The organism is Paenibacillus sp. FSL H8-0259 (assembly GCF_037963255.1).
GTDB lineage: Bacteria > Bacillota > Bacilli > Paenibacillales > Paenibacillaceae > Paenibacillus_AQ > Paenibacillus_AQ phytohabitans.
The window spans coordinates 1,133,645-1,158,997 of sequence record NZ_CP150147.1 but is presented as its reverse complement, the minus strand read 5'-3'; the positions used below and the strand labels follow the sequence as shown (position 1 = coordinate 1,158,997).

General features: G+C 52.7%; 20 protein-coding genes. 7 read left to right on the top strand and 13 right to left on the bottom strand.

Annotated elements, in window-relative coordinates:
• Nucleotides 1-10: 10 nt before the first annotated feature.
• Nucleotides 11-844: a carbohydrate ABC transporter permease gene (locus NSU01_RS04940; RefSeq protein ID WP_039305922.1), complete on the bottom strand. Its 834-nt coding sequence runs from the start codon at nucleotides 842-844 to the stop codon at nucleotides 11-13.
• The gene (locus NSU01_RS04935) at nucleotides 845-1,726 is read right to left on the bottom strand and encodes a sugar ABC transporter permease (protein WP_042133796.1); all 882 of its coding nucleotides are present in this window, start codon (nucleotides 1,724-1,726) and stop codon (nucleotides 845-847) included.
• Between the two features lie 134 nt (nucleotides 1,727-1,860).
• Here NSU01_RS04935 and NSU01_RS04930 point away from each other — a divergent pair, with 134 nt between their 5' ends.
• From NSU01_RS04930 to NSU01_RS04920, 3 genes are all read left to right on the top strand, one after another.
• A complete protein-coding gene (locus NSU01_RS04930; protein ID WP_076247204.1) occupies nucleotides 1,861-3,699 on the top strand; it encodes a sensor histidine kinase in 1,839 nt (612 codons plus the stop codon).
• Entirely contained in the window at nucleotides 3,696-5,357 is a 1,662-nt protein-coding gene (locus tag NSU01_RS04925; protein WP_076247207.1) for a helix-turn-helix domain-containing protein, read from the top strand. The genes NSU01_RS04930 and NSU01_RS04925 overlap by 4 nt, the downstream gene beginning before the upstream one ends.
• A 138-nt stretch (nucleotides 5,358-5,495) precedes the next feature.
• Nucleotides 5,496-5,591 (top strand): YjcZ family sporulation protein, encoded by a 96-nt coding sequence (locus tag NSU01_RS04920; protein WP_231575287.1) that lies wholly within the window; start codon nucleotides 5,496-5,498, stop codon nucleotides 5,589-5,591.
• 52 nt (nucleotides 5,592-5,643) lie between these two features.
• Here NSU01_RS04920 and NSU01_RS04915 read toward each other — a convergent pair whose 3' ends face one another.
• From NSU01_RS04915 to yicI, 3 genes are all read right to left on the bottom strand, one after another.
• Complete coding sequence (locus tag NSU01_RS04915; protein WP_256703998.1) at nucleotides 5,644-5,835, bottom strand: hypothetical protein; 192 nt, start codon at nucleotides 5,833-5,835, stop codon at nucleotides 5,644-5,646.
• 180 nt (nucleotides 5,836-6,015) lie between these two features.
• Nucleotides 6,016-7,191 (bottom strand): SGNH/GDSL hydrolase family protein, encoded by a 1,176-nt coding sequence (locus tag NSU01_RS04910; protein WP_076247209.1) that lies wholly within the window; start codon nucleotides 7,189-7,191, stop codon nucleotides 6,016-6,018.
• Nucleotides 7,192-7,543: 352 nt separating this feature from the next.
• Entirely contained in the window at nucleotides 7,544-9,865 is a 2,322-nt protein-coding gene (yicI, locus tag NSU01_RS04905) for an alpha-xylosidase (protein WP_042133790.1), read from the bottom strand.
• Nucleotides 9,866-9,992: 127 nt separating this feature from the next.
• Here yicI and NSU01_RS04900 point away from each other — a divergent pair, with 127 nt between their 5' ends.
• The 3 genes from NSU01_RS04900 (at nucleotide 9,993) to rarD (ending at nucleotide 12,448) form a co-directional block, all read left to right on the top strand.
• Nucleotides 9,993-10,910, top strand: a complete 918-nt coding sequence (locus tag NSU01_RS04900; RefSeq protein WP_076247211.1) for a helix-turn-helix domain-containing protein — start codon at nucleotides 9,993-9,995, stop codon at nucleotides 10,908-10,910.
• 115 nt (nucleotides 10,911-11,025) lie between these two features.
• Nucleotides 11,026-11,376, top strand: a complete 351-nt coding sequence (locus tag NSU01_RS04895) for a nuclear transport factor 2 family protein (RefSeq protein WP_076247214.1) — start codon at nucleotides 11,026-11,028, stop codon at nucleotides 11,374-11,376.
• Nucleotides 11,377-11,569: 193 nt separating this feature from the next.
• Entirely contained in the window at nucleotides 11,570-12,448 is an 879-nt protein-coding gene (rarD, locus tag NSU01_RS04890; RefSeq protein ID WP_076247216.1) for an EamA family transporter RarD, read from the top strand.
• A gap of 86 nt (nucleotides 12,449-12,534) precedes the next feature.
• Here rarD and NSU01_RS04885 read toward each other — a convergent pair whose 3' ends face one another.
• Together NSU01_RS04885 and NSU01_RS04880 are read right to left on the bottom strand one after the other, a co-directional pair.
• Nucleotides 12,535-14,619, bottom strand: coding sequence for a class I SAM-dependent methyltransferase (locus NSU01_RS04885; RefSeq protein ID WP_042133782.1), 2,085 nt, complete (start codon nucleotides 14,617-14,619; stop codon nucleotides 12,535-12,537).
• 177 nt (nucleotides 14,620-14,796) lie between these two features.
• Complete coding sequence (locus NSU01_RS04880) at nucleotides 14,797-15,639, bottom strand: NAD(P)-dependent oxidoreductase (RefSeq protein WP_076247218.1); 843 nt, start codon at nucleotides 15,637-15,639, stop codon at nucleotides 14,797-14,799.
• Nucleotides 15,640-15,756: 117 nt separating this feature from the next.
• On the opposite strand from NSU01_RS04880, the gene NSU01_RS04875 reads away from it, so the two are divergent.
• A complete protein-coding gene (locus tag NSU01_RS04875; RefSeq protein ID WP_076247220.1) occupies nucleotides 15,757-16,590 on the top strand; it encodes a helix-turn-helix transcriptional regulator in 834 nt (277 codons plus the stop codon).
• 88 nt (nucleotides 16,591-16,678) lie between these two features.
• Here the strand turns inward: NSU01_RS04875 and NSU01_RS04870 are convergent, their stop codons facing one another.
• From NSU01_RS04870 to NSU01_RS04845, 6 genes are all read right to left on the bottom strand, one after another.
• Nucleotides 16,679-18,613 carry a cellulase family glycosylhydrolase gene (locus NSU01_RS04870; protein ID WP_076247222.1) on the bottom strand — a complete coding sequence of 645 codons (1,935 nt, stop codon included), beginning with the start codon at nucleotides 18,611-18,613 and terminating at the stop codon, nucleotides 16,679-16,681.
• A 102-nt stretch (nucleotides 18,614-18,715) separates the two neighbouring features.
• A complete protein-coding gene (locus tag NSU01_RS04865; RefSeq protein ID WP_076247225.1) occupies nucleotides 18,716-19,726 on the bottom strand; it encodes a carbohydrate ABC transporter permease in 1,011 nt (336 codons plus the stop codon).
• A gap of 24 nt (nucleotides 19,727-19,750) precedes the next feature.
• Nucleotides 19,751-20,650, bottom strand: a complete 900-nt coding sequence (locus NSU01_RS04860) for a sugar ABC transporter permease (RefSeq protein WP_039306560.1) — start codon at nucleotides 20,648-20,650, stop codon at nucleotides 19,751-19,753.
• Nucleotides 20,647-23,226 carry a DUF5696 domain-containing protein gene (locus tag NSU01_RS04855; protein ID WP_076247227.1) on the bottom strand — a complete coding sequence of 860 codons (2,580 nt, stop codon included), beginning with the start codon at nucleotides 23,224-23,226 and terminating at the stop codon, nucleotides 20,647-20,649. The genes NSU01_RS04860 and NSU01_RS04855 overlap by 4 nt, the downstream gene beginning before the upstream one ends.
• Before the next feature lie 14 nt (nucleotides 23,227-23,240).
• Nucleotides 23,241-23,861 carry a YIP1 family protein gene (locus NSU01_RS04850; protein WP_042133771.1) on the bottom strand — a complete coding sequence of 207 codons (621 nt, stop codon included), beginning with the start codon at nucleotides 23,859-23,861 and terminating at the stop codon, nucleotides 23,241-23,243.
• On the bottom strand, nucleotides 23,842-25,350 hold the full coding sequence (locus NSU01_RS04845) for an NHL repeat-containing protein (protein ID WP_076247229.1): 1,509 nt from the start codon (nucleotides 25,348-25,350) through the stop codon (nucleotides 23,842-23,844). Before NSU01_RS04845 ends, NSU01_RS04850 begins: the two co-directional genes overlap by 20 nt.
• Nucleotides 25,351-25,353: the final 3 nt, after the last annotated feature.

Here is a 25,353-nt window from a genome sequence, read left to right as displayed (position 1 = left end):
GCCCGGTGAATTAACCCTTCACCGAGCCAGCCGCTATTCCCTCAACAATGTAACGCTGCATGAACAGATAGAAAATCACAATGGGAGCAACCCCGATAGTCAGTGCCGGAAGCGCCATATCCCACTGCTTCGTATACTGCCCGAAGAACGAGAAGGTCGCCAGCGGAATGGTCCGCAGTTCAGGTGCCTGAAGAATCAGCGATGGAAGCAGATAGTCATTCCAGATGCCTAGCGCATTCAGCACGATAATCGTCATCAGCATTGGCTTCAGCAGCGGAAGCACAATCCGGAAGAAGGCCGAGATCGGATTACAGCCATCCACGGTTGCCGCTTCTTCAATTTCCAGCGGCACGGACTTGATGAAGCCGTGGAACAGGAAGATCGCCATCGGAATACTAAGTCCCAGATTGGAAATAATCAGTCCCGTGAAGGAGTTATTCACATGCAGAATGTTAACAACCTTCAGGATCGGAATCATGATGGTCTGGAATGGAACGACCATAGCGGCTACGAACAGCAGCAGCAGAACCTGGTTGAACCGGTTGTTGGCACGCACCATGCGGTAAGCCGCCATTGCGCTGAACAGCGAGATCAGCACCACACTGATGATCGTAACAATCAGCGAGTTGCGGAAGGCTTCGGAGAACCGGGCCAGCTTCCAGGCATTAGTATAGTTCGACCACATGAAGGTCTGCGGCCAGCTGGCCGCATCGCTCAGGATCTCACCGAAGGATTTCACCGAGTTCGCCAGCAGGAAATAGAAAGGAGAGAGGAACAGAAGTGCCAGAAGAATCATAATCACTTCAATTCCGATATTCCATCTGCCTTTTGATTTAGCATTCATTTAAGCTTCTACCTCCTTGCTCTTCGTTACACGGACCTGAATCACTGTGATCAGTGCGACAATCACGAAGAATAACAGCGCTTTTGCCGTACCCAGACCGTAACGGTTGTTCAGGAAGGCTTCATTGTAGATATTCATAGCAACGGATTCCGTCGATTTGAACGGCCCGCCTTTGGTCAGCGACAGGTTCAGGTCGAACATTTTGAAGGACCAGGAAATCGCCAGGAACAAACCGATCGTCACCGCAGGCATAATCAGCGGCACGATAATGTTGCGAAGCACCTGCATCCGGGATGCGCCGTCAATCTCGGCAGCTTCGAGCACTTCTTTGGACACGTTGCTGAGCGAAGCGATGTAGATCACCATCAGATAGCCGGAAGACTGCCAGATGAACACCATAACGATTGCCCAGAAGCCGGTTGTTGCATCCCCGAGCCAAGGAAGGTTGAAGAAGGACCAGCCTGTCATATCGCCCATGGTGGCGAAGCCTTTAATGAAGATGAACTGCCATATAAAACCAAGCAGCAATCCCCCGATCACATTCGGCATGAAGAAAATGGTCCGGAGCATATTGCGTGTCTTCAAAGGTTTAGTCAGCAGATAGGCCAGGAAAAAGCCTACTACATTGGTCAATACCACTCCAAGGACCGTGAATCTTACGGTGAACCAGAAGGATGACCAGAAATCGGGATCATTGGTAAAAATCATTTTAAAGTTCTCAAAGCCGACCCAGCTAACATTACCCGATACGCCGTTCCAGTCTGTGAAGGAATAGTACATCCCCATCAGAAAAGGAATAATCGTGATCAAGGTAAAAAACAACAATGCCGGGCCAACGAAAAATACTTGTTGACCTAATTGGGACAACTTATTGCCGCGCATGTAATGGTCCCCCTTTCTTTTACTCACTCACTTGTTTATGATCTAAACATATTATCTGTTTTTTACAGAGTCCCTTACACCTACGCAAGTGATCTTTAGGGTGTAAAATATTGATCGGATGTGAAGCGAGCCTCATGAAATGGAACAGTATCCGTACCAAATTGATCGTTTTTTTACTCCTGCCAACATTAATCTGTATTATGGCTACTATGTTCGTCAGCTATTCCTATACGACCAACTCCCTCAGAACACGGGCTGTCGATGAGAATAAGAATCTGCTCTATCAGGGCTCCAAGAACATTAACAGTCTGATTGGGGAGATCAACCGTTTGTCACTCAGTGTGTACTCTGACTCGGATTTCTACCGGCTGCTTGAAGCCGGGCATGACGATCTGTCCTCCGACATCGCAATTTACAATTCGCTCAGCTACATCTCCACCTCGCTGCCTAATATCTCACAGGTGTACTTATATGGCGTCAAAGACGGTAAAGCTACACTGATTACCGATAATACGACACCCAAGCGCTGGCTGGGAGACACACCCTACCAGGAATCCAACATTACAGGGAGCTCCCCGGTAAAAGTGCAAAGCACCCATCTAAGCGACGCCTACGGATTAAGTCTGCCACTAACGCAGTTCGTACCGGAGCCTGTTTTTACGATGCACCGCAGAATTGAGCGTATTCCTTCCTCTGAAGCACTCGGCTATCTCTCGATTGATGTCAAGCTCGCAGCTCTTGGTGATATAGTAGACCAGCTATACGACCAGGATCAGGAAAACATCTATCTGGTGGACAGCGCCGGCAAGCTCGTATACGGACCTGACGCCGGCACATTCGGCCAACCGCTGGATGCAGCATGGTACAATAAACAGATGGCTGACAGCATGGTGACCCAAGGGCATTTTGAGCAGGACAACTCTGTGTTCATCTATCAAAAGATCGAAAGCATAGGACTGAGCTGGACGCTTGTCAAGCAAATCCCTGTCTCCTATCTGTTCCGTGAAGCCAAGGAGGCCGCCGGCATTAACCTGCTTCTGCTCTTCGTGCTGATGAGTATGATCATCGCCCTGACGATTCTGATCTCCTTCCGGATCACCGCCCCCATCAAGCAGTTGACCCGGTACATGAATCAGGTGCAGACCGGTAATCTTGAGATTGATATCCGTCCGGCAGGAAAAGATGAGATCGGTGTGGTCACGGAGCATTTCCGCAGTATGATGGACACGATCAACAACCTGATTCTGCGCGAGTACAGGCTGGAGCTGTCGAACAAAACCAATGAGCTGAGGGCGCTGCAGTCGCAGATCAACCCGCATTTCCTGAACAACACCCTTCAGATTATCGGTACACTAGCCCTTGAGCTGAAGGTGCCGCAAATCTATGGTCTGCTCTCGGCACTGGCCAAGATGATGCGCTACAGCATGTACAATGATGAGAAGATTGTGACGATCCAGAATGAACTGGAGCATGTTAAAGCGTATATTGAGCTGCAGAAGGAACGTTTTGAAAACAAGTTCAGTTTCCGCTACGATATGGAAGACTCCTTGCTGCACGCGCTGATGCCCAAAATGATCCTGCAGCCGATTGTGGAGAATTACTTCAAGCATGGGTTCAACCTTGCCCGCACGGACGGATTCATTGAGATTACGGCAGCCAGACTTAGCCCTAGCCGGATGGAGATCAGTATCCGGAACAACGGCCCCTCGATTCCGGCCGTGAAGCTGGAGACGCTGCGCAAGGAGCTGCAGCAGCCCAGAGCTGTTGAAGAGCTCGACATGATAAAGAACTCAGGTCAGGACAGCTACAGCAAACGTGATGCTCCCGGTGCGGGAATCGGCCTGGGTAATGTATTGGCCAGGCTGCGGCTGGTTTGCGGGGATGATGCTTTGCTGACGGTAGATAATCTGGAGACCGGCGGGGTTATCATCCGGCTGGAAATTGAGATATTAGTGGAGAGTGAACGGATATGAAGGCGCTTATTGTGGATGACGAAGCAAGAGTCCGGAAGGCCGTCCGGCTGCTGGTGGACTGGGATGCGCATCAGATTGATGAGATTCTGGAAGCAGGGAACGGCAATGAAGCCATCGGGCTGATCCGCAAGGAGAAGCCGGCGCTGGTGATTATGGATATGATGATGGAGTCAGGCAGCGGCGTTGAGCTGATGACCTGGGTGGATGAATTCGCAGGCAACACCAAATTCATTGTTGTCAGCGGGCATGATGATTTCGACTTCGTGCGCCAGACCGTCCGCCACGGCGGCATTGACTATATTCTTAAGCCGATCGAAGCGGATATGATTAATAACGCAGTGTCCAAGGCGGTAGCAGCCTGGCGCTCCGAAGAAGAGGAGCGCAGCCACCGTCAGCTCCAGAGCCTCCGGCTGAATGAGATCAAGCCGATCTACGGGGAGAAGCTGCTCTCCGCGCTGATTGATGATAAGGTCAATGCCGAGGCCTCGCTGCGCAGGCTGACCGGTGACGGAATCATTCCGCAGAGTATACAGGCTGCACGGCTGATCCTTCTGCAGACGGACAGCGGCAACAATCCGCTGCTTAAACGTTTCGGGGGAGACAGTGAGCTGATGTACTACGCCATCGTGAACATCTGCAATGAATTCCTGCAGCTGCAGCGTAAGGGCGTTGCCTTCCGGTACTGGGGCGGTCCGCCGGAGATTGCCATCATTCTCTGGGATCTGGAGGAGTCTGTTATCGAGCTGATCAGCCGGATTAATCAGGGGATCTACCGTACCCTGCAGTTCCGTATGCATTTCGGAATCAGCACCGCAGGCGCGTTCCCGGGACAGCTGCCGGCACAGCGCACGGAAGCCGCCGAAGCCCTGCTGCGGCGGAACCTGTTACGGCATGAGGATTATTGCCATTTCTCCCCGGGTGCGGGAGCCGGCGGCATGCCGGCAGACAGCCGGGAATCCGGCAACACGGAGACGGAGGCACCGCTGAACTTCGCCGATGTCCAGGAGGACTGGCGGATGGCGGTCATCAGCGGCACAGCAGAAGCTCTATCCGCTGCCGCGCAGCACTGGACCCACGAGCTCAGCCGCCGGGGTGTCGTTACCCCGCAAATGCTGAATTCGTGGAAGGCCGATGCTCTCCTGTTCCGTTCGCGGCTGGTCCGGGAAGCGCTGGGGAACCAGTCGGACAGTGTGCTGGCCGAGCTTGAGCAGGCTGATCTGCTGAGTCCTTCACCGCCGCCAAGCGGTTATTCCTTCTCCCTGTTCGCCTGGCGCGACTGGTCCTTTGCACTGATGCAGCAGCTGTCCCAGACGCTCTCGGCCAGACACATGAAAGAGCGGAACCCGATGACGGAGATCGTTAAATATATTGAGCAGAACTACCCGTCTGACCTCTCCCTGCAGGAGGTTGCCGGCAAATTCTATGTCAGCCGCGAGTATATTTCACGCAAATTCAAACAGGAATACGGCATCAACTTCTCCGACTACATCGGCAGCGTCCGCATTGAGAAGGCCAAGCTGCTGATGCAGAATCCCAACCTGAAGCTGGCGCAGATCTCGGAGATGGTCGGCTTCCATGACGTCAAATATTTCAGCAAGGTGTTCAAGAAGCAGGTCGGCTGCTCACCGAAGGATTTCCGGGGGCAGGCGGAGCATTGAATGCATTGAAGACATTATCCATTTCCGCTTCTATTTCTTACCCGGCTCTGAGCTTTAAATTGGCCGATGGTCTATACCCGAATGACCAAAAGTGCATATCATGGTTCTGAAAGATGATACTGTGAGGGAGGTAAGACGATGAGCGGTTGCGGAAATGTCGGTGGACTTTTTACTTCTACCACTACAATCTTAGTCCTTTACATTCTGCTGGTGATCATTCTCAAAACATTCTAACCAATCATAAAAAAAGATAAGGACCTGCTTACGCAGGCTCTTATCTTTTGAGTTAAGACAATAAAACTATAACCAGCAATTCGAACAGTACCAGGGTCAGGATGGCTTCATCGCTGCTTCCGAAGGCGCGTCCTGCTCCATGATGATTCTGTACCCCCATGTATAACAATCCTCTATCGCTGCCGAGAATTCTCCCAGTAACGACCTGGCCGTCAATCGTCTGCACCCGGACAATCTGGTTCACATGTTGTCTGCATACACTGTGCAAGTGATGCCGAACAGACTTTAGACTCTGAATATAATTTTGATCTGCTTGATACAGCACTTTGGGCTGCATTGGTACTCCCGCTTGAATGCTCACTACAGGCACACTACCCTTCTGATAAAGTACTACATAGTATGCCTAGTGCATTCAAGAAGTTCGTTACAATTGTTTCCCGTACCACTCCAGAAAAGCATCCGCCACTGCCTTGCCGGCGGTGCCGTTCGGATGCGGATCGAACTCATCGCTCATATACTCCGGCTTGATTCTATGATCTGCCGGAGCAGGTACAGACAGCACTGCGGCAATGTCGAACACGCGGTCTACACCGGCCGGAGGGTTCGCCAGGATCGTCTCATTTACGCTGCGCCAGTATCCTTCCCGTTCCCCTTCGAAATTGAACGGCGGCACGGTGCTGAGAATCACGGCAGTCTCAGGCCGCGCCTTCTTGACCGCGGAGATAATATGCGTGAGGTCTGCCAGCAGCTCCGCCCCCGAGCGTTGCCCGATATCCAGATCATTCACCCCAAGCACGATCAGTACTTCATCGCCCTGCTGCGCCTTGTGCAGCCAGGCTCCATCGGTGGCGACATCATAGGCCCGGCCCCAGCCGGAGCCGATATTCCACAACCCGCAGTCTGTCCCCAATCCTTCGGCAATTTTTGCCGCCCAGTAGGAATACTCATCCTTCGCGGTCCGCACTCCCTGCGTAATCGAATCTCCCAGGAAGACCAGCTTCTTCGTTACATCCTTCTTGTACCCCATGAAGCTTGGCAATACCTGCAGCTTGTCCGATTCGGTGAACGCTTCAGCTGTCTCCTGAGCAGCCAGATTGCCCGGCGCATCGTAGCCGGAGACCAGCATGCCCTCCACGTTGAAGGGGATCGACTTGCCGGCAGCTGCCGTCTTCAGCGTCCAGGTGAAGGCCAGGTAATGCCCTTCCGGCAGCTCCAGCAGCGCTTCATCGCTCCAGAACTGCTCGCCCGGAGCAACGTTCCGCGAGGCTTCGCCACCGAAGGTTACCGGAACCTGTGATCCCGGTACAACAGTACCGTCCGGCACGGCTCCGCCATCGGCCACATATGCCGCTTCAATGCTCCACTCCCCGCCCGGTTCACTGGCAGCTGCCTCCTCTCCCAGGTTCCATGTGGAGTCTACAGCATTGCTGTGCCAGAACTTCAGCGTCAGGCTGCCAGTCTCGCGCAGGCGGACATAGGTCCGGTACGTGTGGGTGAACGGCTCGGGCGAGTTCATAATATGATTAGCGGCTGCGGATACTGCCGTTGCTGAAGTGAATTCAGACTGGCTGTACACTCCTGTATTAACTTTATTGTTCATAGCATTCTATTCTCCTATCGTTGCTGACAAAAATGAGATTATTAGTGCGTTCACAGCTTACCTGTAATAAATGGAAAAAGGCAATAATGTTGTACGTTCTACAACTTCCATGCATGAATAACAGGCTGTTTGAGAGAATTGTTGTACGAAATACATGAATTCCCCCGCAAAGCAGCCGAGAGAAGGAGAAATGCTGCATTGCATACAACAATTCCGGATTTGGATCGATAATAAGTGGAAAATGTTGTATTCCGTGCAAGATTACCGCTGTTTAATCCTCAAAAAACTCTCTGATACACCGGGGACGAATGTCCCCTGTCATCAGAGAGCTTGAGTATAAGGCGGTATAAGCTTATTTCAGTGTAATAGTGAACGATACGGATTTGGCTCCGGCGTTTACTTTCACTGTAGTTTCATCTGCTTGTTCAGCACCTTCTACAGAAGCGATAGCGCCGAGATCCTTCACAGCCAAGGTGAATGCTTTGCCACTGCCTTCTGCAGTTACAGTTATGGTATTGCCGCTGCGTGCAGCTTCCACCTTCAGCTCAGGGGCGCCGTTGATGTCGCGTACGGTTGCAGTTGTAGCCTTGCCATCCTCCAGGGAGTACAAGCCAAACTTCACGCCTTCGGCAAAATCATAATCCGGGCGGCTGTCTTCGCTGCCCACGGCAAGCAGAGAGTTCTGGCGTACGAACAGCGGCAGGCTGAAGAAGTCATGCTTTTCTTTGCGCCATGATCCGCCCACTACGGTCTCACCGTTCAGGAGATGCGTCCAGCGTCCAGCCGGCAGATAGTATTTCACTTCGCCGTTCTCCTGGAAGATCGGAGCCACGAGCAGGGAATCGCCCAGCATGTACTGGCGGTCCAGCACTTCGCAGGTTGGATCTTCCGGGAATTCCATCACCATCGCCCGCATCGAAGCCCAGCCCTGTTCATGCGCCTGTCCGGCTACATCATACAGGTAAGGCATCAGGCTGCACTTAAGCTTGGTGAAGAAGCGGGTAACATCAACGGCTTCATCATCGTAAGCCCAAGGCACACGGTACGAGGTGCTGCCGTGCAGACGGCTGTGGCTGGAGAGCAGGCCGAAGGCCAGCCAGCGCTTGAAGACATGCGCCGGAGCAGTGTTCTCGAAGCCGCCGATGTCATGGCTCCAGAAGCCGAAGCCGGACAGGCCGAGCGACAGGCCGCCGCGCAGGCTTTCTGCCATGGATTCATAGTCAGCGTAGCAGTCGCCGCCCCAGTGAACCGGGAACTGCTGTCCGCCGGCGGTTGCCGAACGTGCGAACACGGCTGCTTCGCCTTTGCCAAGCTTCTCTTCCAGTACTTCAAAGACAACCTTGTTATACAATTGTGTGTAGTAGTTGTGCATTTTGTGCGGATCGGAGCCGTCGAAGTACACAACATCCGTTGGAATGCGCTCGCCGAAGTCGGTCTTGAAGCTGTCTACGCCCATGTCCACCAGATCACGCAGGTAACCTGCATACCATTCACAAGCCGCAGGGTTCGTGAAGTCCACGAGTCCCATGCCCGCTTGCCACAGATCCGTCTGGTAAACGTCGCCGCTCGGTTTTTTGAGCAGATAGCCGTTCTTCTTGCCTTCTTCAAAGAGCGGTGAACGCTGTCCGATGTAGGAGTTGATCCAGACGCAGATCTTAAGCCCTTTCTCATGCAGGCGTTTCAGCATACCCACAGGGTCCGGGAACACACGGGAATCCCACTGGAAATCGGTCCATTGGTATTCGCGCATCCAGAAGCAGTCGAAGTGGAAGACATGCAGCGGCAGATCGCGCTCAGCCATACCTTCTACGAAGGAGTTAACCGTAGCTTCATCGTAGTCCGTAGTGAACGAAGTGGTCAGCCACAGACCGAAGGTCCATGCCGGTGGAAGCGCAGGCTTGCCGGTCAGGGAAGTATATTTAGTAATAACTTCTTTGATAGTCGGCCCTTCGATAACGAAGTATTCCAGGCTCTCTCCAGCTACGCTGAATTGGGCTTTCTTCACCTTCTCCGAAGCGATTTCATACGACACCAGTTCAGGCTGGTTCACGAATACGCCGTAGCCTTTGCTGGTAACATAGAATGGAACGTTCTTGTAAGCCTGCTCGGAGCTTGTACCGCCGTCTTTGTTCCACAGGTCAACTACCTGGCCGTTCTTCACAAAAGCAGTGAAGCGTTCACCCAAACCATACACGAATTCGCCGATGCCGATATCCAGCTCCTCACGCATGAACGTGTTGCCGTCCTGATCAGTGATATAGGCCATCGATTTGTAACCACTGCCTGTAATGCGCTCGTCGCCGCGGTAGAAGTCTACCGACCAGTGAGTTCCCTTGTTGATGACCACGCGGAGTCCGCCGCTGATCAGCACGGTCTGTGCTTCAGTTTCTTCGATTTGAACGTGGTCGCCAGTTCCCTGGGTCAATTCAAAAGAAGGACCGCGGTCGATAACGCCGTCATTATGAATAATCTTAATCCCAACCACACCCGGAAGCGGGGAATGGAATTTTACGGTAAGCAGTGTGGAGTTAAGTGTTGCTGCACGTCCTGTAATCGGAGTTGTCTGCGTAATTGCTGTCAGACCTTCTGCAGTTTTTTCCACCGCATAGTTCTGAACTGCACCATTGATTGTGATTCCGTCGCGAACCAGCCAAAGGCCGTCTGTAAATTTCATGTGTGCACTTGCCACCCTTCAATTTGGTGTTTATAGTTGCATTATAACGATAACAAAATCACAAAACTACTATAATATAGCTTATTTATAACACTATTTTGATGTTTTTCCCACAAGGAGGGCTTTAATGGACCGCACATCGCAGCGATTGCTCAAAGAAGACCGTGAACACGGGGATGTTATGTTTCCCTTGGCCGCCTATTGGATAGAGCTCCCGGCCGGAGCCCCTGTCCTGGATACCCACTGGCATGAGGAAGCGGAGTTCTTCCTGCTGCTTGAAGGCGAGATTCTCTTTCAGGTGGATACGGATTATTTCACGCTCCGCCCCGGCGAAGCCGTCTTTATTGAATCCGGTGATATTCATGCCGCCTATGCGGCTCTGGACACTCCCTGCCGGTTCTGCGCCCTTGTCTTTCACCCCGATCTCCTGGCCAGCGCCCAATATGATACCATCCAGCAGACTGTAATTCTGCCGCTTCAGGAGAAACGCCAGAGCTTTCCGCGTCACATCACCTCCTCCGTGCCTTGGCAAGGGGAGCTTCTGCTGCACCTGGAGCGGATGATGGAGGCATATGATAATAAAATGCCCGGATTCGAGTCCTTTATGAAAGGAACTTTGCTGATCATGCTCTCACAGATTGCGCCGCCGGGACGTTCGGTGAACTACAGCCAGTCGGCAGGCGCGGATACCACGAAGATCGACCGGCTGAAGAAGGTCATCCTCTATATCCAGGACAACTATCAGGAGCCGATCCGCACGCGCGATCTGTCCGAACTGATTCCGATGAGTGAGGGACAGTTCTGCCGGTTCTTCAAAAGCATGACCCGCAAGACGCCCGTCGATTATATCAACTCCTACCGGATCCGCCAGGCCGCAGCCCTGCTGCAGCAGAGTGACCGCAAAATCTCCGATATCGCCATGGATGTCGGCTTCGACAACGTCAGCTACTTCATTAAAGTCTTCCGCAAAGCGATGAACTGCTCGCCTTCCGAATTCCGCAAGGATGCTATTCCGGGAGCCGGTCAGGGCCAGCTTTATCCGTAAGATCAGCTCCGTACAGATTACATAGTCTGCTTACCGATGCCCGGATACGTTTAAGTTACGTGTAAGGGTGGAGCCATGCCGCTTCCGCTACTCTACTTACAGGAGGCAGATCACCATGAATCAACATGTCACTATGCCGAGTGAGGTACAGGAGTTCTACAATGCCATTAACCAATATCAGCCTGAGGCCTTTATTGAATTGTTCACTCCCGGCGCCAGCGTTAAGGATAACGGTAAAGAGATTGCGGGCAGGGAGGCTATACAGGCCTGGGGAGAATCAGAGCTGTTCTCTGCCAAGGTCCGCTATACGATCATGGAAATAGAAGAATCCGGGGAGTCCGTCGCTGTGACAGCAGAGATGGAAGGGGAATTTAACAAGAACCGCGTTCCCGCTCCGCAGCTGTTCAGACACGAGTTCAAGGTGCAGGGCGGTAAAATCAGCTTACTTAACATCACGCTTAAGTAGCGATACAGATTTCATTAATAATGTGAAGGGGCCGCAGTCGCGCGGCTCCTTTTTGTCGTTCGACACAGAGCATTTCGTCTATCGTGCTTACGGAGCGAAGCTCAGCTAAATACAGGATGCGGAATGCCTGATATAATGAACGGATTGAACCTAATATTTCCATTCTTTTGATTCTTCGGGCAGGGGTGTCATTATGAAAAAAGGCATTATTTATGCCGTTCTATCCTATCTCATCTGGGGGTTTCTGCCGCTCTACTGGCGGCTGTTCCAGGCTATGCCCGCATGGGAAATACTTGGGCACCGGATTGTGTGGGCTTTCGTTTTTGTAGCTGTACTGGTTACGTGCTCGCGGCAGTGGGGGCGGCTGAGGACTATCTTTTCAAGCACCAAAAGCACCGTAGCAGTTGTCCTCTGCTCCTTCTTCATCAGCATGAACTGGTTCCTGTTCATCTGGGCCGTGAACAATAATCACGTGTTGGAGACCAGCCTCGGCTACTACATGAATCCTCTCATCAGCGTTCTATTTGCGGTCATCTTCCTCAAGGAGAAGCTGTCAGCGTGGCAATGGGCGTCTATTCTTCTGGCAGGCACCGGTGTGGGGATTATGGCTGTCCAGTACGGGCAGGTTCCATGGGTGGCAATTGCGCTGGCGGTAACGTTCTCCCTGTATGGTCTGGCCAAAAAGCTTGCAGGGCTCGATGTTCTGCTCGGCCTGACCGGGGAAACACTGATGGCCATGCCAGTTGCGCTGGGCTATCTGATCTACATTCAGTCGCAGGGCACAGGAACGTTCGCTTCGCTGTCTCCCCTGCTGATGATCGTCCTGCTGCTGTCCGGAGCCGCTACGGCGATGCCGTTGTTCTGGTTCGCCAAGTCTATGCAGCTGCTCCCGCTCTCCATGGTCGGCTTCATCCAGTACATCTCGCCGACGACGAGTATGCTGCTGGCAGTATACCTGCTTGGTGAGCCCTTCTCGCAAGGAAGGCTGGTCAGCTTCTCCTTCATCTGGGTTGCCCTGATTGTCTACAGTGTGGCCGGCTTCAGGAAATCCAGGCTGCCGGCCACCAACTGATCGGTCAGTTTATCGAAAAAGGGCATTACCAGCGCCGGACACGGCTGTGGTAATGCCCCTTTTATGTTCCACTCAAGCGCCCGGCTTCAGCCCGCCTTACGGATTACAATGAAGCAGGTGCTGTCCGGCAGTGCGGCCGCCTGCCCGCTCTCATCCATCACCACGACCCGATCCTGCAGCGCCTCCGTATACCCTTCCTGCAGGTAATGGCGGAAGACTTCGATCTTCGCCTGATCACCAAGCGTCTGCTCAATGAACGCGGCATATTGCGCCGGTGTAAAGTATCCGAACTGCTCCTGTACCTCATGTATATAGGCTTCCTCGCCCCAGGTATACGTGTACAGAAACTCCATCGCATCATTCACCGGCATGAGGACCTCCCGGAAGCCAAGCTGCTCATACCGGATACTCCGGCCGGCAAAATCCTTCGCATACCGCTCCAGCCACGCCATTCCGTCATCCTCCAGGAACCGCACTCTCCGCTGCTGATCCTCCGGCTCACTCATAATACCGTCGCGGATAATAATGACTCCGCCGTCCGCCAGCACCCCGAAAGCGCTGGTTAACGCAGCAGCAACCGTCCCGTGATTGAACTTCTTCCCGTCCAGCGGGACATAGGAATACAGCTCATGCAGGATGGAGGAGAAAATCACTGTGTCGACCGTCCCCGCCTCCACGTAATCCTTCAGGTTCAGCGCATCGCCCTGGAGCACCTCCCAGCGGTGGTCTTCCCGCTGCTTGCGCTGCCGCAACGCTTCAATGACATTGCTGGAGATATCGATACCCACCGGAATCACGTCCGGCATCCGCTGCTCGATCAGATCCAGCAGCACCCCGCCGCCCGGCCCGATGTCCAGCACCTTGCGGCCGGTGACGTAATCCAGAATAACCGCCTTATAATCTGCCGTATCATTCATCTGGCTTAAATACGTATCCTCGTTATGGAAGCGGTCGAACGCATCCCGGCGCAGATCGAACAGATCGAACAGCAGCAGCACCGCCCGTTCATACAGCGCCGACTTCTCGGCCTCTATGCAGAATTCAATCAGCTTCTCAGCCGCCGGGGAGAATTCGAAGTTGAAGAACAGCGTGTCGGGCAAATGCTCCTTCCGCAGCAGCCGGTGCAACAGATGCGGATTGCCGGAAGGCTGCTCCCCGCTGTAGATCTCAGTCCAGTCCAGCTCAGACAAGTATTTCTCAATGATCCGTTTCTTGTACACGTTGATCTTCTTGCTGCCCTTGTAGTCATAATAAATGCTATTCATCACCGCTTCGAAGCTGATATGGTTCAGAGCGGACAAATCACTGCTAGCGGAGAGGCTTACTACTTTGAGGAACTGCTCCAGCGAGAAGGTCTGCAGTGCTGATTCCACATACCAGAAGGTGACAGGCTGCAGCGGCTCCAGTACAGCAGGATTGAAGCCCTCCTGCACAAGACTGCTCCACTCCGTCTCATAATCCTCGCCCTGAGCGATGGATCCGGAGCGCATTCTCCGCAGGCGCTCCTTCATCGGGACTTCAGCATGCAGATTCCCTGAGGAGATTGCAGCAATCAGCTCCATCACCTGAGGGCGAACCTCCTGCCACAGCTCCGGGGCTACGGCAGAGATAATGCAGTGATTCAGCGCGAACAGCAGCCGCTCCAGCTCATCTGCGGTCAGCAGCCCCTGCTCCACCAGTCCGGATAACGGAAGATTGACCGAAGGCGGAACCTCGCCGCGGATCTGCTGCCCGATCAGCCCGTGGGTTTCGATCAGCCGGTGCACGATCAGCCGCTTATCCTCAGAGGCTGCGTCCTCCCGGTCATCCTCTGCATAACGCAAGTACAGCTGTGCCGAACCAATATTATGCACAAATATATTAATGCCTTCTTCCTGCCAGCTCCTGCGCTGCCGGATCGTACCGCCCTTGGCAGTCTCCGACCAGATCAGCGTCTCTTCAGCCAATTCCCTGATCCAGTAGGATAGCGGCAGACTGTCCAGTACGCGCAGGCTGCGCTCTACGTAATCCAGCACCGGACTCTGCTGCTCCAGTTCCCCCAGCGACTCTACCCGTTCGAGGTTCACAATCGTCTGCTCGGCCTGAACGATATATTCCAGCCACAAACAGCCTTCACCGGGGAGTCTTCCTTCTTCGCGGTATGTTTCAATAGCCTGCAATGATTTCAGCATTTGCCTGCCTCCCTATGTAATAACGATCTCTATACAATAGCCCTGCTGGCTGCGGTTGAATCAGAAATACACTGTTCATATAACAAACCGCAAGCTTCTGAAGAGAAGCCTGCGGTCAAGAAAATGCACTACTATTGTATATTGTATACCAGATTGCCGGGAGAAGATAAATCCAATTTAAAGTGCACCTGCATCCCTAGCCGTATAGAATGACGGGAAAATCGGGCGGTAATGTAATTCGTCTCTGATCCGGGTGGTATCAATGACACCCTCCCATGGATTGAATTCCTGCTGCTGCGCTTCCGGGGAGGTTTCAAAATGATGCAGCTTCTGCAGCTCCGCAATGGAGATCGGTGCGTCGTCGCCGACGTTGTAGATCCGGCCATCTATCCCGTCTGCGGAAGCTGCGAGCAGCAGGGCCTGACCTACATCGGCATGGTGCGCCATATGCATTCTTTTCGCCGGATTCCAATTGCCTGCGAGCGGCAGAAATTCCGTGATATGCGGGTCCCGCTCACCGTAGACAAAAGGCAGCCTTACAATGCGCAGGCCTAATCCCTGATCATGATGAAGCTGCAGCAGCGCTGCCTCAGCCTTGGCTTTGGACTGCGGATAAGCAAACGCAGGCTTCAGCTCGTCATCCTCCTGACTGGGTCCCGCGTTACTTCCGGAGCCGTAGACATTATTAGTACTGGCAAAAACAAACCTTGGCCCCCCCGCCTCCAGCACTGCCTTGGCCAGAGCGATGCTGCCATCGAAATTGGATATCCAGGTGGTATTCTCGTCTACACCGCGGAACTGAGCTGCCAGATGAAATACAACATCAATCCCCCGGAGAGCCTCCACATAATGGTCCGACTGCAGAAGCTCGCCTTCTACAATCTCAGCCCCCAGCTGCTTAAGCCCCTCTGCCTTGGCAGCATCCCTAATCAACAGCTTAACGTGATGACCGCGCTGCAGCAGACGCGGAACAAAACGGCTTCCTACTTTACCAGTGGCTCCAGTTACAAATATGTTCATAGTTCAAATCCTCCTAAGTTTATAGATGCTATACTGGCAGTATAATAGAATGTGTAACTGGCATCCTTCCTGTGTTTATCGTAGGACTGTCAGTGTCAGGATAAGGAGGAGTTCAACATGGAAGAGGTTTCTTCCAGGATGCCGTTAGGAGAATTTCTGCGTTCGCGCCGGGAACGTCTGACTCTTGAAGAAGCCGGGTTAGTCTCTTATGGAAGACGGCGGACTCCGGGGCTCCGCCGGGAAGAAGTGGCCCAGCTTGCCCACATCGGAACCTCATGGTACACCTCTCTGGAGCAGGGAAGAAGTATCAATCCTTCAGAGGATGTACTGAATAACATAGCAGAGGCGCTGCGGCTGACTGAAGACGAACGTCACCATCTTCATCTTCTTGCCAGACCTGTGCAGCAGCAGGCCGTAGAAGATCAGCAACTGAATACAGGCCTGGAACGGATGATTAAGGCCCTGGAGCCGAATCCGGCCTTCGTAATCGGGAGAAGCTGGGATTTGCTGTTATGGAATCAGGCAGCGGAGCTGGTTTTCGGCTTTCCTTCATTCTCAGAGGGTGAGCAGGAGCGTCCCAACTGGATGCGGCTGTTATTGACGGGCGGGAAACGAAGAATGAATCCAGAGGACTGGGAGAGTAAAGCAGAAGTCATCGTTGCACGCTTTCGTGCGGATTACGCACATTTTCCTAATGACCCGAGGTTCAAGGAGCTTATCGGGGAATTTATGCAGAGCAGCCCGCTGTTCCGCGAGAAATGGCCGCTGCATGATGTTCAGGTTGTAACGGACTGCCACAAACAGTGGAATGCGCCAGGCATCGGGGAGCTGGAGTTCGAACATATGACCCTACAGCCCCAGGGCCATCCGGATCTGAAGCTGATGATTTATACAGCTACTGCCGAAACAGCTGCGCGTCTGCAAAGTCAAATGAACACCAGCGAACATTAATCATGCATTTATGGGTTCAAAAATAACAGCAGCAAACGAGGACATGCTTCCCCGTCCACGGTTGCTGCTGTTTCCTTATCCGCTAAGCCTATCTTCTACCCACTCTCCGCCAGTACATGGCCGCTGCCGATACAACGATCAGCGCCGATACAGCGAGCAGGATCATCAAGGTTTTGCTGCCGCCTTGGCTGGCTTCCTCTGGCTGGACAGCTTCAGCAGAATTCTCCACTGAAGTTGCTGCTGCAGTATCTGTTGGTGCCGGTTCAGCGGATTCCGCCAGTACTTCTACAGCTTGACTATCCGCTTCTTCCCCTGCCAGCGTTGCCGCCTTTTCTGCATCCTCTACAGAGACACCAACGATTTGACTGCCGGTCTTGGTGAGCGTATACGGGATGACTGCACCGCTGCGGAAATGCATCCTCAGCTGCACTTCCCCATCCTTGACTTCTTTCCAGAATTCATCCGTGAATTTGATTTCTCCGGTAATATAGTCCGGATAGAAGGCTTTGTAGTACTCCTTGAAGGGCGTCCAGTCATTAGGTCCGGCATTGCCGCCAGATGTATAGACAGCCTCCAGTGTTGCCAGGCTGTCCCCGTTGAACCAGGCCGGGATCGTATATATCCCCTCCGGAGCCTGCGCACTGATGAAGCTGGGCGTGTCGTAATAAATAATGTCTATTCTCCAGTCAGCACCCGCGCTGAATCTGGCAGTTAGCACTGCATTAATACCGTACTTCTGCGTAACAAGTTTCTGCAGCAGCCCGGCATTGAGGATAAGGTTATCTCCATCAAGCTCATAATCCGTTCCTTTTACAAGCACTTGTTCCTGATTAAGCAGCGCCGTGAACGTGTTGCCGTTCAAATTCAGGGGAATGGCGGTATCCTTCATTTCCGCATCCTTTAGAATATAGACCGAATCCGTCTCCGCATTGGAGGAACGGCCTTTCCAGCCCTGCTTCATCACCTGATGAAGCTCCTCGTCTACCCACTTGAGCGTGCGCCGGTCGAAATGCTGCCCGTTGTCCCATAACATCAGCGGCATTTTTTTCTCATAGGCATAGTAGGTAACATATTCAAAAAACTTCAGAATCTCACCATGCTGGACCGTACTCAGCGATTTATCGAACCCGAGCAGGCCGAATTCCCCGACGATTACGGGAATGCCTTTGGCCGTGAAGGTCTCATAAGCCCGGTCAAACGCCTGAATCAGATCCTCCCTGGCCGTGGTATCGAACGTGGTCGAGCCCCCAAGGTTCACACTGAACGCATAATAACCATAGTAATGGAACGTTGCTATTAGTCTATCGTCATTTAATTTCTTGATAGTCTCGGCTAATGCATCCAGTCTGGCCTGGGTAGGGGCAGCAGTGAGCGTAGAAAGTACAAGCGGCCGTTGCTTGTTGTTCTCTCCGGAATGACGGACGATATGATGAAAGGACACATTTAATTCATCCAGCATGGCGAAATACTGCGGGCTGTCCTTGCTCCAGTCGTCGGAGAACCGCGGCTCATTCAGACTCTCGAACATCAGGCTGTCCGGATAATTCTTGAAATGCCCGGCAATCTGTGTCCAGGCGGCATTGAATCTGGCCAGCACCTCATCATGCTCCGCTGCCATGTTCATCACCCAGTTACTGTCATGATGAAGATTAATAATCACATGAAGGTTCGCAGCCAGCGACCAGTCAACCACCTCCTGAATCCGGGCCATGAAGTCCTGCCGGATTGCATAATCAGGAGCATCGCCCATCCGGTGCTTCCAGGTAACCGGGATACGGATGCTCTTATAGCCCTCCGCCGCCAGCTGCCCGATGAAGGCCTCGGTCACGGCCGGGTTCCCCCATGAAGTTTCGTCCCCGGAGGCCTCGAAGGTATTCCCCAGGTTCCAGCCCGGTCCGAGCGATTCTACATAAGCCTGCAGGGCACTCTTCTTCTCTTGGGATTCCGCCTGCGCAGGAACTGCCGTCACCATGACAGCCAGCAGCAGTATACAGGTAATGAAGAATGAGCGTTTCAGCTTCATCTCAGGCTCCCTTCCTAATCACTTCTAAAATATACGAGCTCATTCAACTGCTGCTTAATTCGTCCTCGTCCCTCAGATTTAGCAGCTCATCCTTCGTCTGGATCAGCCGATAATTCCGCTGCGTTCCACACTCTCTACGAAGTAACGCTGCACCACCATATACAAGGTAATCAGCGGAAGAATCGCCAGCAGGATGCCGGTATCGATAATCATCGCTACATGATTGGGGTCTGCCTTGACACCCGATCCCCCGCCTACCCCCAGCAGTCCCGGCAGCAGGGCATTGGCCTGCGCGGCCAGCGAGCTGACCTTCGTAGGCATAAGTGCAATTTCACTCATGAACAGCGAGGTGAAGAAGGTATCGTTATACTGCCAGACGAAGCAGAACAGGATCACCGTAATCATCGGCGAGACCGCATTGGGCAGCATGATCCGCAGGAATGTCTTCACTCCCCCTGCACCGTCAATCAGCGCCGCTTCCTCAATCTCCTTCGGCATCCCCTTGAAGAACTGGCGGAAAATATAAATGAACAACCCCGCCTTAAGTCCGATGGCTGTCGCGGATGTAATCATTGAAGGCCAATACGTATTCAGCAGATTTATGCCGCTTTTCCCAGTAATCAAATGAATAATCCCCATAATGTCAAAGCTTCTGAAATGCAGGTACATCGGCACCATCAGCGTGCTGGTAGGGACAAGCAGGGTCAGAATGACTAGCGCGAACAGGATGTTGCTTCCCGGAAAGCTGAACCGGGCGAAGCCGTAACCGGCCAAAGCGCAGGAAGCCGTGGTCAGCACCGTAGTCACTACGACGAAGAGCAGCGTATTCCCCAGCAGCGGGAAGTAGTCCAGAATCTGCATCGCCATTCTGATGTTATCCATAGTGTAGTGGACCGGAATCATATAAATCGTCGGATTGTAGATATCCGCTTTATCCTTGAAGGCGATCGAGAACTTCATAAGCAGCGGGTAAATAATGATGAAGGAGATCCCGATGACCAGCGCATAGCGGAACAGTGCGTATAGAAGATCCACTGCTTTGCCTTTTAGCTTATGGACTCTATGGTGATTCGCCTCCCTATGAGCAGGCTGAACAGATTGAGGAGCTTGCATAGCCATATCCTCCTTTGCGATTCATCAATTGTAATGCACTCTTTTGGACAGCACGTATCCTACAATAATCAGGACGATGCTAATAATTAACGTATAGATCCACGACATGGCCGCACTGAGACCAAAGTTCTGGGTGGTGAACGCGGTGGTGAAGATCATTTGCGTTACTTTGCTGCCCGTGAAGGAATCAATAATGGTGTAGATCACATTGGTCAGGATAAGCGGGCTTACCAGCGGGAAGGTGATTTTCCAAAAGGATTCATAAGCGGTCGCCCCTTCAATCTTCGCTACCTCGTACATCGCCCCCGGCACAGACTGCAGCGCGGCCAGGAAGATTAGAATCTGTACACCCGAGCTTGTAATAATCTCGTAGATCCGCAGGATAGCATCCACAATGTAATCCACGAACGAGAGCGGCAGACCGATATCACTCAGAATCATCACCATAGACATGACATTGTACTGTGAGCCGGATTGACCGAGTTCATTCACAGCCGTGGCATCCCCCACCAGATTGATCAGTCCGGAAGCTTCTGCCGCCGATATCGCATTCGAAGCCAGAATAACCGGCAGGAAGAATATCGCACGGGCCAGAACTCTCCCCCGGAATTTCTGATTCAGCAGCGTTGCCGAGAACAGGCTGAAGAACAGGATCATCGGAACGTTAAGCACCATATCCCTGACGGATTCGGTGAGTACGCGGTTGAAGGTGGCATCTACAAACAACGCATTGTTGAAATTAGACCAGCCCACCCAGTCCAGTGTGAACCCGGTCGGATCGACATTTAATTTGCTGAAGCTGAATTTGATGGACTGAATGAGCGGAGCCGCGAACATGAATACGAATCCAAGCAGCCACGGCGTAATAAAGGCGATTCCCAGCCAAGAGCGCTTGTGATTTAAGCTGAGCTTGCTCCCCCTCATGACTGCCCACCTTCTATCCCATATTGTCCGGCTCCGACAGTGAAGCCGTGTACGGAGACTGGCATGTCTGTGTAATTTACATAGATTGAAATCCCGTTGCTGTACTGCACCTCCACAACACCCTCCTGATGACGTATGTGATTCACAATCTGCGCGTTCTGTACCGGAGAGAGCACTTTACTGACTTCCTTGTACAGCGAAACCGCCTGACCGTACCAATCCTGATAACTTGTGGCATACATGTCGTCAAAATGAGTGTATTTCAGCTTGGAGGACGGCTCATACGACCAGGAGAAATGCGGCGCAGCCCCAAGCTCAATAGAGCGGAGCAGCTGCACCTTGAGATCCTGCTCATCGTTCAGATTCACCGGCGTCCCCGTATAGCTGATGTAACCATGGACAACCATTTCATAGAACGGGATTTCTTCATCCGTCAGCACGAAGCCGCTGGAGGCTGTTGGCACATTGATCAGATGATCCGAGTAAGGCCATGCATACGCATTGCCTCCGGCGACCATCGTCTGGCCTATGCTCTGATCCAGCTTGCCCAGCTGCTCCTCTACAATTTGTTTGGCCGTCTCCCGCTGAATGACCCGGCTGACCCTGAAATCCGAGCTGAGCACACTGCCGAGATCCCGCAAGGATACGCCGTTGAACCCATAAGCTTTATACTTGCTCATGAATGTGTCTACATAATAGGGCAGCTTGGCCGGGGACAACAGATAGTAGCTTCCTAGCGTCATATCCATCCGGTTCAAGGCCCGGTTGTACGGATAGAGCTCCGCTTCTTCCCGGGTCACGAACCGCGAGGCATCGGAGGAAGGCGTGAAGCCGCCATCATCGTGATAAATCTTCTGGAAGGCCACATCCGGGAATAACATACCTCCTGCCTGTTCCAGCTGCTCTGATAATTCAAGAAGCTCCGCTTTGCTGCCGAGAACACTTTCCGTCTTCAGCTTATCCGGTGTAGCGTGATTCACACCTTTGGCAGACCAGCCGGCATAGCGCATAAGCAGCCGGTCAACACCATCCTGCTTCAATTGCTCTGCAATCTGCGCCGCCTGTCCGAAGGTGGTCATGGCAATCTCGGACCGGTAAGGGACGCCGAGGAACGACTTCTGCTTGTCAACCGCCCCCAGCATATCGAGATACAAGGGAATATCCTGCCCGGCTTCCAGGGGCTGCAGCACCTGCTCCGCCGCCAGCTTATTCCGGTACAGCTCAGCCATTCCTGAATAATTGGCTTTATCTTTACCGAGGAAGCTGTAGCGGACCTCAATATCGCCTTTGTAAATCTCATCATTTAACAGCTGGATTTCCTGAATGGTAGAACCCGTATACAGCTCAAGCTCATCCTCCCCCCGCAGGGTGTAGCTGCTGTGGATGAAGTTGTAGGAGTTCTTCTTGCCGCTGATATCTGCGGCAATGCTGGCTATGGCATCGCCTTTCTCGATCACGGCAAACCATGCGGCATCCTCTGTTTTCAGGCCAAAGACCGGCATTCTGGCACTCTCGCTGACCTGCCCGCGTCTATAGCTGTTATCATTCGGGTCCGGGCCGTATACACGCTGTACATACTGCTCTTCCTTCACTTTTCCGTTATTCAGATAGATCAGGCTGCCGGAGCCGTCCGGAACGAACATGTAGCCGTCGCTCTGCTGATCCGCAGCTCCGAACATATTCAGCAGCTCCAGGCTGCGAATCTGATATTCACCGCTCTCCTTGACCTGGTTCACAGGAATAGTTACTACCAGCGACCCTGCATCCAGCCGGTATTCCAGCGGAATGATGAAGTTCGGCTTGCTTGCTCCGGAGCCGCCCTCCACTCCGTTCTCCTTATTATCGAAGGCCAGATCTTCCGCAGAATAACCGGATTTGTTGAAGGCCGCAGTCATTTTGCTCAGCACCAGCGGCTTCGAGACCTGGGCATCAATGCGTTCCAGAACTTCCGGGTCACCTTCTTTCGGATAATAACGCTGCCCTACATACTTGGCGCTGGACGCATCCAGATTAGCCTGGACCTTCTCTTCCATTCTTGTCTTGCTGATGAACTTAGGCAGCGCATCAATCCCGATCGATGTATCTCCAATCGTATATACAATCCGCAGCCCGTTCTTAATGCTCTCAGCAGTGAATTGTTTGCTGCTGATACTCTGGGCGAAGTTCGTATAGGATTCAAGCGTCCCTATAGAGTCGCGGAACAGTACGTTCAGCTGCGAGGACAGCAGCTCCTTCTCGAATCCCGAAGCCAGGGTATCCTGCCCGCGGCCCGACGGATTGCTGTACCAGATCTGACCATGGCTTTTATCCTTCACGGCAATTTCCGTTGTCTCAGGATTGAAGTATAAGGACAGCTCAGATTCATCTGCTGCAAGCTGCATGCCCGGTATACCCCCGGACGAATCCGGCAGTGCGGTGAACCCGGTTCCGGCCTCCAGCTCATCTGTTACTTCCATATAGGCCGAGGCTTCCACCGCCTTCACTCCGCGTGAGGAGAAGAATACGGCAGAACCGGCAAGAATAAGCATGACTGCGGCACAGGCGAGCACCGCGACCAGCATTTTACGATTTTTCACAGGTGCGGCCTCCTTTACGTACGGAAAATTAATTCCCGGTAAATGTTAACGAAGAATTCTATAATCTGCTGAAGCATGCTTAATACGAGCGTCCCCAGAAACACGACAATTCCCATGACAATAACCGTGAGCAGCATCGTGACTATGGTTTTGAGCACGGTATATTGATGAACGGTCATAATGCCGACGAATAATAACGCGACGAACCATATGGAGGATATCGTCATCATCAGATAATAGAAGGCTGTTTCTTCCTCCGCCATAAACCGGCTGGCCAGGATCATCGGCACATAAATGATTACAATCGGAACTAGCGCATAGGCTGTAGCCATCATAATTTCTTTGAATTTGCCTTCCCCGTCCATGAGTGTGGTGATCGCCCAGTTGGAGAGGCACCACAGGAAGAAGGGAAAGATAATCGTGAACAATTGCGTGATGCTGTTCAGATGCCGGGGGTCGTTATAATTCACCAGGAAACCCGCAAACTGATCCTTCAGGATCATCGAAATCACGACCAGCAGCAGAATCGTCAACGCGACCCGGACCTTCCCTTTGCCTTCGTACTTCATATCCCAAAAGCTGTCAAACGGATGCACAATGAGGTGCAGCGGGAATTTAATGAAATCCTGCCTCATGGGCGTTCCCCTCCTTAAGGTTTGGCGAAGCCTGCCTGGACGCGGTTAACCGCCGCTTCCTTCTCCAGAAGCTGAAGAGCTTATAAGACAGCCAAGCCAGCACCAGGATCATTACCGCTGTCAGGAAGGTTCCGAAATGCTCCTGCATGACTTCTCTCCGGTACCGTTTGAAGGCTACTGAATACCCGTCACGGTCCATTCCGAGCTTGAAATATTTAAGCGCCTCTTTGTTGTTTTTGTCCATCAGCAAGGACTTGCCAATGCCGATATACGCGATATCGTAGTTGGAGTTCAGCTTCAGGACTTCCCTCCATACCGGCACAGCGAGCGTATCTTCACCATTGTAGTGATACCCCACCGCTTCATTGACGCTTGTGCCGAACCGGGTCGGCCTGAACACGACAATGTTGCCTTTCCCCCGGTCCAGTACGAGCTGGTTCCCTTGGGAGAACTCTACCGCTACCGGTATTTTGAAGGTCCCGGTCTGGTTGCCTTTGCCTCCGTAGACATAGAGAAGATCACCTTCATCGTTATACGTGAACACCTTGCCCTGATTGGCATCAAGCGCACTGTACATCCCGTTCCCCAGCACTTTAATATCTGTGAACTTGGACGGTCCATCCGCCCTCCGGTACCGGATATCGCCTTTAATGTCGAAATATCCGAACCGCTTCAGTACATCCTCCCCGGAGGGATTCAGCCGTTTGATCGGCTCCTGCGAGCCCGGATCAATATTCGTCGCATAGAGGAAACCTTTGGCATCCACATCAACATTGGAGAATTCTGTAGGCACAAACAGCGCCATCTGGGCTTTCTGCGCTTTGGTCGAGACCAGCCGCCACAAATATTCGGCATAATCACGCTGCACTTTGTTCGTGCCGACGTAGCCGATAAATTCACCGTTCTTATCAAACTGCATGATCCCTTCGAAGATCCCTTTAGCGATGACATAGACACGTTTAGCCTGATCCACAGTCACTTTCACGGGAATAAACTTGAAGTCTGCCGGCAAAATATCAGACGCCGGCTTCTCCACCATGCCGAGCAGCTCCCCTTCCGGGGACAGGATCACCACACGCCCGTTATCCGTATCGGCAACATACAAATTGCCGTCTTCCGTAATGTACAATCCGGATGGATTCTTGAATGTATCCTCCGTGCCCAGATTATCGAATCCGGTAATGACCTTAACGACCTTCCAGTCCGGGTCCAGGCAAATAATCCGCCCGTTCCCGCTGTCGGCTATATAGATCAGTCCGCTTGCCGCCACGGCCATGTCGCCGGGTTCCCGGAAATCACCTACCCCCAGATCCTTGCCGGACAGGGTCCGGTCAGGGATATACGCCGCAGGAGCGGGCACCGCTTCTTCCCAATAGTTATAGTTGTAGCTCTCATAAGGCGCAGATTCTGCATACGCCGGCGCGGGAGCTGCATACACAATCAGCAGGGATGCCGCCATAAGTGACAGCAGCCATTTTTTTGCGATCAACTG